General features: G+C 64.5%; 13 protein-coding genes. 7 read left to right on the forward strand and 6 right to left on the reverse strand.

All coding sequences use genetic code 11. The annotated features are described in order from the left end of the window. Positions 1-674: 674 nt before the first annotated feature. Both Q8R73_RS17845 and Q8R73_RS17850 read right to left on the reverse strand, forming a co-directional pair. Positions 675-2,420 (reverse strand): methyl-accepting chemotaxis protein, encoded by a 1,746-nt coding sequence (locus Q8R73_RS17845; RefSeq protein WP_305720874.1) that lies wholly within the window; start codon positions 2,418-2,420, stop codon positions 675-677. Positions 2,421-2,439: 19 nt separating this feature from the next. Next, positions 2,440-4,089 carry a glycosyltransferase family 39 protein gene (locus Q8R73_RS17850; protein ID WP_305720875.1) on the reverse strand — a complete coding sequence of 550 codons (1,650 nt, stop codon included), beginning with the start codon at positions 4,087-4,089 and terminating at the stop codon, positions 2,440-2,442. An 803-nt stretch (positions 4,090-4,892) separates the two neighbouring features. On the opposite strand from Q8R73_RS17850, the gene Q8R73_RS26080 reads away from it, so the two are divergent. Beyond that, positions 4,893-5,258, forward strand: coding sequence for a hypothetical protein (locus Q8R73_RS26080; protein WP_371126124.1), 366 nt, complete (start codon positions 4,893-4,895; stop codon positions 5,256-5,258). 187 nt (positions 5,259-5,445) lie between these two features. Continuing rightward, positions 5,446-5,859 (forward strand): MucR family transcriptional regulator, encoded by a 414-nt coding sequence (locus tag Q8R73_RS17860; protein WP_305720877.1) that lies wholly within the window; start codon positions 5,446-5,448, stop codon positions 5,857-5,859. A 52-nt stretch (positions 5,860-5,911) separates the two neighbouring features. On the opposite strand, the gene Q8R73_RS17865 is transcribed toward Q8R73_RS17860, so the two are convergent. Together Q8R73_RS17865 and Q8R73_RS17870 are read right to left on the reverse strand one after the other, a co-directional pair. Continuing rightward, positions 5,912-6,337: a SufE family protein gene (locus Q8R73_RS17865; protein ID WP_305720878.1), complete on the reverse strand. Its 426-nt coding sequence runs from the start codon at positions 6,335-6,337 to the stop codon at positions 5,912-5,914. A gap of 79 nt (positions 6,338-6,416) precedes the next feature. Next, a complete protein-coding gene (locus Q8R73_RS17870; protein ID WP_305720879.1) occupies positions 6,417-6,800 on the reverse strand; it encodes a DUF5330 domain-containing protein in 384 nt (127 codons plus the stop codon). Between the two features lie 436 nt (positions 6,801-7,236). Between Q8R73_RS17870 and Q8R73_RS17875 the strand changes: the two genes are divergently transcribed. From Q8R73_RS17875 to Q8R73_RS17885, 3 genes are read left to right on the forward strand one after another with little or no spacing between them, the layout of a single operon-like run. Then, on the forward strand, positions 7,237-9,084 hold the full coding sequence (locus Q8R73_RS17875; protein WP_305720880.1) for an ATP-binding protein: 1,848 nt from the start codon (positions 7,237-7,239) through the stop codon (positions 9,082-9,084). Continuing rightward, positions 9,077-9,799 carry a peptidoglycan-binding domain-containing protein gene (locus Q8R73_RS17880; protein ID WP_305720881.1) on the forward strand — a complete coding sequence of 241 codons (723 nt, stop codon included), beginning with the start codon at positions 9,077-9,079 and terminating at the stop codon, positions 9,797-9,799. Before Q8R73_RS17875 ends, Q8R73_RS17880 begins: the two co-directional genes overlap by 8 nt. A gap of 34 nt (positions 9,800-9,833) precedes the next feature. Then, a complete protein-coding gene (locus tag Q8R73_RS17885; protein ID WP_305720882.1) occupies positions 9,834-10,178 on the forward strand; it encodes a DUF1491 family protein in 345 nt (114 codons plus the stop codon). On the opposite strand, the gene Q8R73_RS17890 is transcribed toward Q8R73_RS17885, so the two are convergent. Further along, a complete protein-coding gene (locus Q8R73_RS17890; RefSeq protein ID WP_305720883.1) occupies positions 10,175-11,149 on the reverse strand; it encodes a DUF2336 domain-containing protein in 975 nt (324 codons plus the stop codon). The genes Q8R73_RS17885 and Q8R73_RS17890 overlap by 4 nt on opposite strands. Positions 11,150-11,382: 233 nt before the next feature. On the opposite strand from Q8R73_RS17890, the gene Q8R73_RS17895 reads away from it, so the two are divergent. Continuing rightward, complete coding sequence (locus tag Q8R73_RS17895) at positions 11,383-11,580, forward strand: hypothetical protein (protein WP_305720884.1); 198 nt, start codon at positions 11,383-11,385, stop codon at positions 11,578-11,580. An 80-nt stretch (positions 11,581-11,660) separates the two neighbouring features. Then, on the forward strand, positions 11,661-12,377 hold the full coding sequence (locus Q8R73_RS17900) for a hypothetical protein (RefSeq protein ID WP_305720946.1): 717 nt from the start codon (positions 11,661-11,663) through the stop codon (positions 12,375-12,377). A 49-nt stretch (positions 12,378-12,426) separates the two neighbouring features. On the opposite strand, the gene Q8R73_RS17905 is transcribed toward Q8R73_RS17900, so the two are convergent. Then, the gene (locus Q8R73_RS17905; protein WP_305720885.1) at positions 12,427-13,197 is read right to left on the reverse strand and encodes an SDR family NAD(P)-dependent oxidoreductase; all 771 of its coding nucleotides are present in this window, start codon (positions 13,195-13,197) and stop codon (positions 12,427-12,429) included. Between the last annotated feature and the right edge of the window lie 6 nt (positions 13,198-13,203).

Below are 13,203 nucleotides of genomic sequence, written 5' to 3' on the forward strand. Positions count from 1 at the left end.
TTCCGGGACGACGTTGGGGTGAGCTTCCGGTCTCAATTGTCGAACATCGAGAGGGCGTGCGTCCGCGTTGTCGCGGCGCGATGCGCCCGAGCTTTGCGACGTTTGACGCCCTCTGAAGAAAGAGGGCGCAGGGAAAGCCGGATGCACGCTGCACCCGCGGTCTCGTGTGCAAACTCGCACAAAACTTGCGCACACGAGCATACAGGGCAGCTAAGGCAATCCGACTTTCCCTGCGCGATGCTCTACGGATTATACCGCGCTCTCCCCGGTGACCGGGCTTTCTTGCCACCGTCACCCGCGCGCCTGAGCGCGAGCTTGACACCAGCGTCGGGGTGCCAGGACCACACGGTTTCTCCGTACGCAACGGGGCATTCGTCTTTCGCCGCCATTGCGTCACCGCATCCCACCGCGCGTTCGTGACGATCGCGATCCGCCCCTCTCATCGGGTGAGACAGGGTGCAATATAGACTGATTTGCAAATTCTGGAAAACAGAATATTTTTGCTTTGGGGTCTTGACGGAGTTTCAGGTGATTTGCCCGTCGAGTTGTTTTGTCGCAGCCCCTTTGCGCGATTTCGCTTGAACTACGATTGCGGTGACGGGGCGCCAGACAACCTGCCGCTCTCTGTCGGTCTGGCGCGCATGCGTCGCTCCGCCCGCGCCGTCGTCCGGCTGCTATCTGCCGAACTCATCGAGCAGGTGCAAGACATCCTTCGATGCCGTTTCCACATGCTGTATTTCCCGCAGGGCACCGGAAAGATCGCCTGCTGCGAACAATCTTGCGGCCTGCTTGCCATGCTGATGGACCAGTGCGTGGGGTTTTTCCAGCTGGGCGAACGCGCGATGGCTGCGAGAATCGTGCGAGGCATCGCCGTAATACCATTTGCCGAGCCGGCAGGAATGATGGTCCGCCAGTTCATCGGCTTTCAACGCGGTCCGTCCCACGGCCATATCCGCCAGCCGCTTCTTCCAGATCACGTGATCGGCCTTCGCCAGGCGCGGGATCTTGTTGTTGAACGAAAAGCTGGAAATATTCTGGATTTCCTCGGCCACCAGACCGTGGACGGTATCGAGCTGGTCGGAAATCGCCACCACCTGGTCGACGCTCTGCTGCGTCATGGCGGCGATGGCGGAAATGCCCTGAGCGATTTCGCGTGAAGCGTCGGTCTGCTGGTTCAGGATGCCGGAGATTTCGGCCATGCCGGTAGTAACGCTGGAAACCTGCCGACCGACACCGGCCATCGCTTCACCAAGCGATGCCACGACGTCACGACTTTCCTCAGCGGCTGTTGTGCAGTCGGACATCGCGGCAACGATGGTGTGGATATCGGCCCGCAACTGCTCGATGCGGGCCCGGATATCCACGGTGGCATAGCTTGTCTGCTGCGAAAGGCTTTTGACTTCCGTCGCCACGACGGCAAAGCCCTTGCCGGCCGCGCCTGCTCGTGCCGCCTCAATTGTTGCATTCAGCGCCAGAAGGTTGGTCTGCTTTGCAATGGCATCGATCGAGCTTACGATCGTTCCTATCGCCTCGGATGCCTCGTTCAGGGCAATGATCTTCTCCGACGCCAGGTTCGCCGTCACTCCCACGCGGCTCATTGCCGCCGATGCGGAATCCGCGGTCGACATTCCCTGTTCGGCGCTGGCGCGCATTTCCGAAGCGTCTTCGCTTGCGGTCTGCGCGGTTGCCCGGATCTGGGCGATCGAAGCCACCAATTCCTCGCCTGCGGCCGCCAACGACTGGGTACGATGGTCGATCTCGCGGGATGTTCCGAGCAGGCGGGCGGTCGAGATCGCGGTCTCGCTGCCCTGGATACTGAGGTTGACGATTCGATCGAGGTCCCGCGACGCGCTCGAGGCCAATCGATCCAGCAGACGGCCGATCGCGATCGAGAGGCGATCCTGCGTCGCCGGCCGTTCGACGTCGAGACGACCCTCCGTGATGGCGTCGATGCAGTCGGCCAGCGCCTGGTCGCGCGCTTCGGATTCCGCGAGCCGGCTCGCCAGCAATGCGATGTCGGCAGAACTTGCGGCGCTCCGCGCCCGGCCGGCGCGGGTGATCGAAGAAAGAAACGGTGAGGAAAGTGACGACATGCGGCTCCCATAAGGCCAGATGGAATCGAGCGGTTGCGGCCAATGTTGGTTGCTTCGGTTAATTTGAGGCAAATTTTTCCCTGCGTAGTGACCGAAACGGTCAACCGGACCATTTTGCGGCAAGGCGCCACGCCCGGTTACCGTCATCGGTCGACATGCCAAGAAAAACAAAAACGCCGCCCGGAATTGGGCGGCGTCTGGATTCGCAGTGCAGAGGTTGTTGAAAATCAATCTACACAAAACCCGAGAGATTTCAATCCATGTGTAGTGGGGGCGAGCCTGTCGATCCTGCGCAGCGGCGCCGGCCAGAACGGCATTGCCGACCACGGTTCCAGGCGGTCGGCGCTTACGGCGCCGGAATCGACAGCAGATCGGAAATGTTCTGGCCACGGATGTCGTAAACGCGGGCAAACACCACGTCGTCGCGCTTGATTTCCACCATTACCGGGGCGGTCAGGCCCTTGCAGTAGAATTGGCCCAGCGTCATCGCGAAGTCGGCGGCATGGGAGTCCCAGCCGATCGTGAAATCGGGACCGAGTGCGACCTGGGCCGGGCGTTGCGGTCCGCACACCGCGACTTTCCATTTGCGATTGGCGGGCGGGAATTCCTGGCGCTCGACGAGTTCCTCGCGCAGACCGTCGGAAGCCTGCTTCAGCGCAAGGCCCCAGTAGTCCAGCATGAACAGATCGTTGGCGCCGCGAACCGTGCCGGCGATCTGGTTGAAGTGGGTGTATTGGTAGGGATGCAGCCGGATCATTTCGCCGAGCGGCAGCAGCAGGCCGAAAGTGAAGATGGCCAAAGCGGCGGGTTGCCATCGACGATGGCTGTGCTTGAGCCAGTTCATTGCCCACGCGAAGGCAGCTCCCGCCAGCACCGCCATCGGCGGAATGACGAAAATGAAGTGGCGGATGCCGTTATAGAGCGCCGGTCGCTTCACCATCGCTACCGCCAGCGGCAATGTCGCCGCCAGCGTCAGCATCAGGAAGATGGTCTTGCGGCGGGCCGGCACACCGGCGCGCGACAGCGACAGGAAGGTGCCGACGATGGCGGCGAGGCAAAGTCCGAGCAGCACTTCGGGAAGCTGCAGGGCGAACAGCGTCGGCAGATACGACCATGGCATATCCGGCACCGACACCAGCGCTCCGCCGAACATCTCCTTCCACGGTTTCTCGAAGAAGTGCGAGAAATAGGTCAGCGCGCGGAACGGATTGCCCGGCTCCATGATCGACCACGGCCAGATCAGCCCCATGATGAGATAGCCGAACACCATGCCGGGCAGCAGCACGTAGACGACATGGGCGAAGCGGCGAACCGATTCACGCAGGCCGTGCGTGCGAAGCTCCTCCAGCAACAGCGGCGCAAAACCGACCATGGCATAGACCAGGGCCATCCCGCCGAGGATGCGCGAACCGATCGACAGGCCGGCGCCGAGGCCGACGATCAGAACGGTGCGCGGCGAGGGGGCCGGATATTCCTGGGCCAGGCGGACAAGGCCGAGCATCAGGATCACCATCGAAACCGCGAATGGCGCGTCCTTCGGGTTCATGAACATGTGACCGTAGAAGGTCGGACACAGCGCCAGCAGAAGCAGCGTTGCCAGTCCACCCAGCGGACCGCCGACACGGCGGCCAAGCCGCCACGTCACGCCAAGACCGATCAGGCCGACGATGGCACCGAGCAGCCGGCGGGTTTCGAACAACTCCAGCGGGACGATCTTGTGCAGCAATGCTGCAGCCATATCGAAGCCGCCGCCATACATGAAGAGATTCGCGAAGGACAGCGCGGCGATGTCCTTGAAGCCGGATCCGTACATGCGCAGCAACAGATCGGCATATTCGGCATGGGTGTAGTCATCCCAGCCCAGACCATAGTCATCAAAAGTCAGACCCGCGATCAAGCCGATCGCCGCGAGCACCGCGATGGCGAGTTCGTCGCAAGTCCGTTCCATCGATCGCCGGGCGGGCGTGTCGATGGCCGAAGCAGTGATGGATGACATGGCTCTCGGTAACCCGGTGTCCCCTGCGGCTCAGACCTTTTGGCGCTTTGAGCCTCTTCCCCGGCATCCGTATAGCGCAGTTGCCTCTCCAAGTAATTGGTAAATGTGGCGTAATTTCCCTGATGCGATGCAGCAATCGCAGAACGGTTAAAGACCTTCGCGGGGATCGCTGCCGAGGTCGCCCAGCGAAACCGGATTGGGGGAACGGCGGTTAGAATTGGCGGTTGGCGGTACGCGCATTATGACGGTATTGTGGAGATATGGCTGACGAGCATTTCGGGCGCGGCCAAGGGGTGAATTCGATGGGGGTCGTCGTGTTGTTGCTGGCCGGGTTGGGCTTGCTTTTGGCTGGCCTGACGGCGATCGGGTTCGGAATACAGATCAACGAATTCAGTCTGGGCAATACCCTGATCGTCGCCGGAACCATGGGCACGTGCAGCGGGATGCTGCTGATCGGCCTGTGGATGGCCGTCAGGGAACTGAAAAAGATCGCGCGACGGCTAGGGCCCGACGCAACAAGGGCATTTCACGCGGACAACCCATCTCAACCAGCGACGACAGGCGATACGCCCCACCAACAGATTGCGGAACCGGACCATCATGGTCGTGTGGAACCGGCGGCGCCATCATCAGAACCGCCATGGCCTGGGGAGGTCACCGCGAGCGACCGCGGGCCGGACGAAAGGCAGCCATCGCCGGTAGCCGTCGAGCCCGTGCCGGCCCCAAGGCCGAAGCGCAACCTGTTGTTCTCATCGTCGTCGCGCAAGGAGCGCGAGCGCGCCCAGGCGCGAATGGATCCTTCCATGACCGCCCCCGAACCGGCGGCCCCGCCGCCGGTTTCCGAACCACCGGAAGCGCCGCCCGCGTCGTTTGATGACGCCTGGCCGAAGCCGGAGCGGGCGCGGAGCGATACTCCGCCGCCGCGTCGCGCCGGCCGCACGCCTTCGACCTTCGCCGAAGCGGATACTGCCGTCGACAACGCGGATCGCCACCCGCCGGCGGTGCGAAATGACGAACCGGCACAGGTCACGGTTCTCAAATCGGGTGTCGTCGACGGCATGGCCTATTCGCTGTATTCCGATGGCTCGATCGAGGCGCAAATGCCCGAAGGCATGATGCGGTTCGCGTCGATCGACGAACTGCGCGCGCATCTCGACCACCGTTCCTGAGCGGGCCTGTAGTTGCGGCGAAGCCCATCAAAAATAAAGCGCGGCCGTTCTTGTCACGCCAACAGTAATCCGCTCATATTCGACAAGTAGAGCAAGAATCCGTGATTCCGATCCGCGTATTGGGGCTTCGGGATACTGGTCCGATCCGGTGGGATGCCGATCGATTGCGTTTCTGGAAGGTTCAGCCATGACCGATAGCGCCGGAAAGAGTTTCATCGACCTGACAGCTGAAATCGTGTCGGCCTATCTCAGCCATAATCCCACGCCGGCCTCCGAAATTCCCGCCTTGATCGGCCAGGTTCACGCAGCCCTGCAGCGGGTATCGAGCGGCCGGACCGAAGTGCCGCTGGAACCAGTCCGGCCCGCAGTATCCGTCAAGAAATCGATGACGCCCGACTACCTGGTCTGCCTCGAGGACGGCAAGCTCTTCAAGTCGCTGAAGCGGCACCTGCGCACCCAATACGACATGACGCCGGATCAGTACCGCGACAAATGGGGCCTGCCGGCCGACTACCCGATGGTGGCGCCCAATTACGCGGTGGCGCGTTCGGCGCTCGCCAAGAAGATGGGGCTCGGTCAGCAGCGTCGGCGGCGGAAGTAGTCCGCCCCCTCCACACCGCTGCGCGGGAGGAGGGAGGAAGAAAGCGCTCCAGTCAGGAAGCGGTCGCGAGCGCATCGCGGGCGTCGGAGCGAATCCGCTCGACCATGGAACGCAGCCCGTTGGAGCGCTGCGGCGTCAGGTGCTCGCGAAATCCGAGTTCGTCGAACAGTTCCAGCGCATCGGTGGCAAGGATGTGCTGCGGGGTGCGGCCGGAATACAGCGTCAGCAGGATCGCGATCAGCCCGCGCACGATATGCGCGTCGCTGTCGCCGAGATAGTTCAACTGGGGTTGCCCGCCGCTGCGGTCGACCTGCCTGGAGAGCCAGACCTGGCTGGCGCAGCCCTGCACCTTGTTGGCGGCGGAATGCTCGGCTTCCGGCATCGGGTCGAGCGTGCGGCCGAGCTCGATGACGTACCGGTAGCGGTCGTCCCAATCCTCCAGCAGCGCAAAATTGTCCCTGATTTCGTCGATCGTCATCGTGTCCCGCGCTCAATCCCAGCGATCTATATAGGATTGCGGGAGCCGGAAAGCGATACTGTTCCGCGCCAATTCGCGCTCAGGGGCCGCGCCACTCCGCCACCATGTCGTCCGGCGTCAGCGTGTCGCGCGGCGCCGCCTCCGGTGGCGCAGCGTCGGCATCGTCGGCGCCGCCGATCGAGCCGGTATGGTCGGGCGCCTTCTTGTCGGTGATGATGTGATAGAGCTTGCGCGCGCCTTCCTGGGCCCGCTGTCCGATCGCGGTGGCGGCCTGGCCGCCCACTTCACAGGCTGCCGGCTGCCGCTTGCAGAACTGACTCATGTCCGACACCGCCGCGGTTGCAGCCGAAACGGCTTCCGACGCCCCCAGTTGCGGGAGCTTGTCCGATTCAGGCGTACTCTCTCTGGGCAAAAGCACGAGCACCAGCCCGAGCCAGAATGCCATGCGAAGCAGAAAAAACATCTCGCGACCCCGGTCGTTTCTTTGGTCGGTTGTTCGCAACCGTTGCGGTTGTTCTCGCAATCGATCCCCTGACTAGCAGCCGTCGATAAATCGCAAGTGTTCGCATTGAGCGAAAAACGCCGAAAATTCGCGAAAAATGCGACTCATTCGATTTGGTGTAAATTTTGGATTGATGACGGATGCCGACGGAGAGCCGGACGCACACCTTTTCGAAACCATACGAGGCTGGTTCCGGAAACCCTCCGTTCACCATTTGCGCCGAATGAGCCGTCGCAACGTCGGCGAAACCCCGTGACGCCACGGTCTGAGGTCGCGGGCGGGCTCGCCTTAGCGTTCGCTTAAGTTCGGTCTGACAGGTTGGGGCAACGATAAAGGAGGCGTTCCGGCGCGTCAGCAGAACGATCCTGCCAGACGAACAAGCCGAAGCGCGAGAGCCGTGACAGTCTTGAATACCATCCGCGATTGCCTCGACGCGTTGCTGCATCCCTCCGCGCGATACGATGCGCTGACGCGGGCGCGTCATCGCGCGTTCATGGCGCCGCGGCTGCTAGGCAGCCTTGCGGCCTTCGCGGCCTTCCCGGTCTACCTGGCGATGCGCGGCGCGCCCACGGCGCTGGAGGTCGCGGCATTCGCCTGGCTGATCGCGCCGATCCTGCTGTCATGGTTTCTGTCGCGCACCGGCCGTTACGAAGGCGCGCATGTGCTGTCGTCGCTGGCGCTCACCGGCCTCGTCATGACGGTGGCGATGACCACCGGCGGTATCGAATCCTTTGCCGCGATCTGGCTGGTCGTGGTTCCGCTGGAGGCCGCGCTCTCGGCATCGCGCCGCGCGGTGGCGTTCGCCTGCGCGCTGACGCTGGCCTGCACCGCGGCCCTGATCGTATCAGGGCATTTCGACCTGCTGCCGCCGGCGGATGCCAATTCGGCGTCGCGCGGCATCTTCATGGCGTTCGGCGTGGCGTCGGCGACGCTCTATGCGGCCGGACTCGCCTTCGGCGCCGAGTCGCTGGCGCGCACCAGCGTGGCGCTGCTCAATGTCGAGGAGGATCGCTATCGCCTGCTGGCGCGCAACATGAGCGACGTGATCTCGCGGCATCGCCACAACGGCGCGGTGCAGTTCATCTCGCCCGCCGTGGAGGCGATGCTGGGGACGCCGGTATCGCGGCTGCTGGGCCATGGCCTGTTCGACCGCGTCCACGTCGCCGATCGTCCGGCCTACCTTACCGCTCTTTCGGATGCGGCGCGCGGCGGCGAAGCCCGCAGCGTCGAATTCCGGCTGCGCCGCGAGGTGCCGCGCGCCGGCGCGCGGGGGCCCAACGGACAGGTCGACTTCATCTGGGTCGAAATGCGCTGCCGGCCGCTCGAGCAGGCCTCGGAAGTGGCTCTGCCGCCCGATGCCGAGGCCGAGGTGGTCGCCGTGATGCGCGACGTCACCGACCGCAAGCAACAGGAGCAGGCGCTAGACCTCGCACGCACCGCCGCCGAGCAGGCCGACGCGGCGAAGACCCGCTTTCTCGCCACCATGAGCCACGAGCTGCGCACGCCGCTCAATGCCATCATCGGATTTTCCGAGATGATCGTTCAGGAAGACGTTCTGATGATCGACGCCGTGCGCCGCAAGGAATATGCCCAACTCATCAACGATTCCGGCCAGCATCTGCTGTCGGTCGTCAACGGCATTCTCGACATGTCCAAGATGGCAACCGGCAATTTCGAGATCTCGCCAGAACCGTTCGCGCCGCGCGCCGCCCTGATCAATTGCTGCAACCTGCTGGCCCTGAAGGCGCGGGAAAACGCCATCGATCTCGTCACCCGCGCGCCGGAGGATTTGCCGGTCATGAATGGCGATCCGCGTGCTTTCAAGCAGATCGTGCTGAACCTGGTCGCCAATGCCATAAAGTTCACCGAGCGCGGCGGCTCGGTGACGGTGACCGCCGGCGTCGAGGCATCGCGGCTGGTGCTTCGCGTCTCCGACACCGGCGTCGGGATCTCGGCCGACGACCTTAAGCGGATCGGCGATCCCTTCTTCCAGGCCGGCAAGACCTATCAGCGGCGGCACGAAGGCACCGGCCTCGGGCTGTCGATCGTGAAAAGCCTGGTCGCCCTGCATGCCGGCGAGATGAATGTGCAGAGCAGGCTCGACGAAGGCACCACCGTGACCGTGGCCTTGCCGCTGGCCTTTGAACCGAAAGCCGGGCAGGCATCCAGCAATATCGCAACGCTCACGCCGGCGGTGCGACCGGCAACCCCCGTGCAACCCCATCAGGTGAAGAAAAGTGCCTAGACATACCGACAACGAAGACATGCCGCGCCGCCGTCGCGGCGCACGGGCGACGGTCGTGAAGGCGGAGGCCGAGCGGGGCCTTGTGATGCGCATCCTGCTGCACAGCCCGAAAGACATGGTGGCAGGTTTTCTGGCGTTTGCCGCGGTCAGCGCCATCATCGCCAACGCGCTGTTTCTGCAGGCCGGCCGCCACCCGTCGCCGATGTTCGGCACGGTGACGAAAATGGCGGCAGCCGTTTCGGCATCCAGTCCGTTGCCGCGTCCGCGCCCGGTCGAGGCGGCGACACGGGTAGCCGATCCGGAACCGAAGGTGATCGAGCTGAGGAGCGCGGATCCCAAGAGCGATGCCAGGAGTGATGCCAAGAGCGATTCGAAGAATGATCCCAAAAGTGATCCCATGACCAGTCTGGTCAAGGCGACGGCAGTCCAGCAGCCCATGCCTTCCAATGTCGCGCGGCCGCCGGCGCCAATCCCGGCTGCCGCCCGCAACGAGACCGTCACGTATCAAACCCCGGCCGCCCGGCGCGTGGCAGCGGTGCAGCGCACGCTGACCGAATATGGCTACGGCCAGCTGAAGCCGACCGGCACGCTCGGCTCCGACACCCAGGCCGCGATCCAGAAGTTCGAACGCGAGCGCAAGCTGCCTGTGACCGGGCAGGTATCCGATCGGCTGGTGAAGGAGCTCGCCGTGATGATCGGCCGGCCTGTCGACTAGCTTCGGTTCCGACGCTGGCCTATATCGTCGCCCCATGAGACTGAAATCAGCGATATGGGTGGCGGCCTATTTGCGCCGCTGCCAGACCGCAGGCGTGTTCGGCGCGGTGCGCCGGCGAGGCGCGGAAGAGGCCGGCGCGGTGTTCGTCAAGGTCGCCACGCTCGACGGCAATGCCATGCTCTACGTGCCCGCGCCGCAGACGGTGTATGACGACAGCCGCCCGATCGAGCGCATCTTCACGCCGATGTCGCCGCAGCCGGTGCCGGAGACGGTGGTGGAAGAGCGACTGGTCAGGGAAATCAAGTTCGATCCGGACGCCTGGGTGGTCGAGACCGAAGACCGGGCAGGGCGACACTTTCTCGATCTGGCGCGGGCCTAGCGCCCCGAGCCTTGCGTGCCGGTACGCGGCGCGGCGGCGACGCCCGGCTGCACAGCCGGACGTGTCTGGCCTGGTGCCGAACGCGCGCGCTGGCGTTCGTCGTCGTAAAGCGCGGGCCGGTACTTGGCGCGGGTCGCCGCCATGGTCGAGCCGCGCCAGGCGGCCAACATGATCAGGGCGGATCGCTCGCTGAGGCGGGCATACAGCCGCGACATCCGGTAGACGTAGTTCACCGAGGCGAATTCCGGATTGAGAAACAGCGTCACGCGCTGGAACACAGGAGCCGGCATATCCAGCGCCCTGGCCGCGCAGGCAAGCGGCTCGCCGCCGGGATCGCCAACCACCTGGGCCGCAATACGCGACGGCAGGATCAGGGTTTCGCCGAGCTCCTGCGTGAAGTTCTCGATATCCCCCACCCAGGCGGCCATTTCCAGCGCCTCCACGGCGCGCGCCGCACGCGCGGCAGGAATCCGCGCCGCGGCGCGCAACGGGGTTTCAGCAAGATTATGCAGGATCAGGCTGCGCTCGCCGGCGCTGGCCGCGAAAAACATGTCGTTGATCTCGGCCGCGTCCCCGGGCCGCATCGACAGGTTCGATGCCATCCGCACTTGCGCGTCGGTCGGCGGCCGGACGGTTGGCGCTGCGGCCGGGCTTGCGGGAATTTCATCGGCGACCGGAACGCGCAAGCCGGCATGTTGCGGCTTCAGCCCGAGCCGTCTCAGGATTTCGGGCGGCGTGGCCGGATAGATCGCGAGCCGCGCCCGCACCGCCGCGCGCGTGGTGTCGTCGACTTCATCGATCAGGCGGGAGGTCAGTTCGACGAATTGCCGCGCTTCGTCGTCGCTGTGCACATGGGTCTGAACGTAGAGATCGGTCAGCACGCGCAGCAGCGTGGGGCGGATATCGACGCCCTCGCGGCGGGAGAGCGTCATGAGCCCGTCGAAGCCGGGAAAGAATGGCGGTTTGGTCATGTCAGGGGTACGCGACTGAGTAATATCAGCGCCAATTTACGTGGCTTGCTTTAACAGCTCGTTAAGGAAAACAGGAGGTGAAGCGTCCCGGTCGTATTCGCTGTATTTGATGCGGGTGCCCTGGCCGGATCGGGCAGGCGCCGAAATTAAGATGCCGTTAACCACGTCCTGTTCTTAATGTGGCCGCGCCGCCGGCGAACTCGTGCCAGCGCGGCCACCAGAGAGAGTGGGACATGGGCACCATCATTGAATTTCCGGCAGATGCGGCTTCGCGGCGGCTGGGCTCAACCATCGATGGCGCTCCACGCACGGGCACGGCCACCATTGTGATCCTTCCCGCCATCCGGATCGAGCGCAACACCGATGAAAACAGCGGTGGCAGCGGACCGGAAGAGGGCACCGCGCCCGGCCGCCGGCGTCGTCGGCGCTGATCCCGGGACATTTCGAAATGCCGGAGACGCCACTTCCGATCCGGACCAGATCGCAGGCCCGGCGGCAATCGCCGCTTCCGATGCTGTTGCTGCTCGGCGCTGCGCTCGGCGGCTGCAGCGGCGGCGATTTCGGCCGCAGCCGCGATAATGTCCGCAACGACGACATGCATCGCTGGCTCGGCGCCGAAGTCACGGGCAGCGTCGGCCTCAAGGCGTCGCAATTCCAACTCACCGATGGTGAACGGCAGCTGCGCGATTATGCCTATCCCCTGATCGAGCCACCGCATTCGCGCCCCGCCTGGAAGAGCGTGTTCGGCGACTACAAGCCGCTGCCGTCGCCGTGGCGGCAGGCCGTGATCTTCGACCGCACCGCCTATGGACGGCTGCTGATCGACGAACCGCACCGCTCGCACACCTCGCGCTACGCCGTCCTGATGGATCATGTGCGCAATGACATCACCCGCTTCGAGCCGTTCTTCGCCTCCGCCGCCCGGGTTCTCGAACTCGATCGCAAGCGCAACGCCAGCCTCAGGCTGGTCTCGGAACTGTCGCCGCGCGAGCGCGCCGACGCGATCGCCCGCATGGAAGAGAACGAACTGATCGTGCAGTGGGTGCAGCAAAGCCTGGAACGGCGGATTTCGTCGTACCGCTGGGCGCTGGAGCGGCTGGTGATCCAGGCGCCGGACGGCATCGCGGCCGACGTCGATCGCCTGATCGGCGAACTCGCGGCGCAAACCGCCAACCCGCCGATCGCGGCGCGCCCGGTGATCGGACGCGCGGTCGTGGTGAAGGGCTGACAACTCACTCCCCTCCCCACCGCTTCGCGGGAGGAGGCGGGCAGAGCCGCTACGCCGCGTAATATCCGCCGTCGACGACCTGCGCGGCGCCGGTCATGAACGACGCCTTGTCGGAACACATCCAGACCACGGCCTCCGCGATCTCTTCGGGCACACCCATGCGGTTCATCGGCACCTTCGCCATCACGGCATCGAGGCGCGTTTGCACCACTTCCTCGGTCATCGGGGTGGTGACGTAGCCGGGATTGACGCAGTTCACGCGGATGCCGTCCTGCGCGTATTCGATCGCCGCGGTTTTCGTCAGTCCCACCACGCCGTGCTTGGCCGCCACATAGTGCCCCGAGGTCGCCAGACCGATCAGGCCGGCGATCGAAGCGGTGTTGACGATGGCACCGCCGCCGCCCTGAGCCAGCATCTGCGCGATCTCGTGCTTCAGGCAGAGGAACACGCCGGTGAGGTTGATCGCCAGCATGGCGTCGAACGAGGCCTGGCTGAGTTCGTGCAGCCGCTGGCGGCCGGGGCCGACGGATCCGCCCGCAACGCCCGCATTGTTGAAGGCGCAATCAATCCGGCCATAGGCGGCCACCGTGCGCGCCACCATCGCGGCGACCTCGTTCTCGTTGGTGACGTCGCCGCCGATCGCGATCGCTTGGCCGCCGGCCGCATTGATCAGGGCGACGGTATCAGCCGCGCGCTCCTCGGCGCGGTCGGCGACCGCCACCCGCGCACCCTCGCGCGCCATCGCCAGCGAAGTCGCCCGTCCGATGCCGGAGGCGCCACCGGTGACCAGCGCCACCTTGCGATCGAGAATGCCTGCCATGTCGTA

Source organism: Bradyrhizobium sp., assembly GCF_030697065.1.
Taxonomy (GTDB): domain Bacteria; phylum Pseudomonadota; class Alphaproteobacteria; order Rhizobiales; family Xanthobacteraceae; genus Bradyrhizobium.

Coding starts and splice junctions, on each gene's coding strand:
- Q8R73_RS17905 (WP_305720885.1), bottom strand. CDS start 13,197: ATGGCAGGCATTCTCGATCGCAAGGTGGCGCTGGTCACCGGTGGCGCC.
- Q8R73_RS17890 (WP_305720883.1), bottom strand. CDS start 11,149: ATGACCAAACCGCCATTCTTTCCCGGCTTCGACGGGCTCATGACGCTC.
- Q8R73_RS17885 (WP_305720882.1), top strand. CDS start 9,834: ATGAGACTGAAATCAGCGATATGGGTGGCGGCCTATTTGCGCCGCTGC.
- Q8R73_RS26080 (WP_371126124.1), top strand. CDS start 4,893: ATGACCGCCCCCGAACCGGCGGCCCCGCCGCCGGTTTCCGAACCACCG.
- Q8R73_RS17865 (WP_305720878.1), bottom strand. CDS start 6,337: ATGACGATCGACGAAATCAGGGACAATTTTGCGCTGCTGGAGGATTGG.
- Q8R73_RS17850 (WP_305720875.1), bottom strand. CDS start 4,089: ATGTCATCCATCACTGCTTCGGCCATCGACACGCCCGCCCGGCGATCG.
- Q8R73_RS17870 (WP_305720879.1), bottom strand. CDS start 6,800: ATGTTTTTTCTGCTTCGCATGGCATTCTGGCTCGGGCTGGTGCTCGTG.
- Q8R73_RS17900 (WP_305720946.1), top strand. CDS start 11,661: ATGCTGTTGCTGCTCGGCGCTGCGCTCGGCGGCTGCAGCGGCGGCGAT.
- Q8R73_RS17860 (WP_305720877.1), top strand. CDS start 5,446: ATGACCGATAGCGCCGGAAAGAGTTTCATCGACCTGACAGCTGAAATC.
- Q8R73_RS17895 (WP_305720884.1), top strand. CDS start 11,383: ATGGGCACCATCATTGAATTTCCGGCAGATGCGGCTTCGCGGCGGCTG.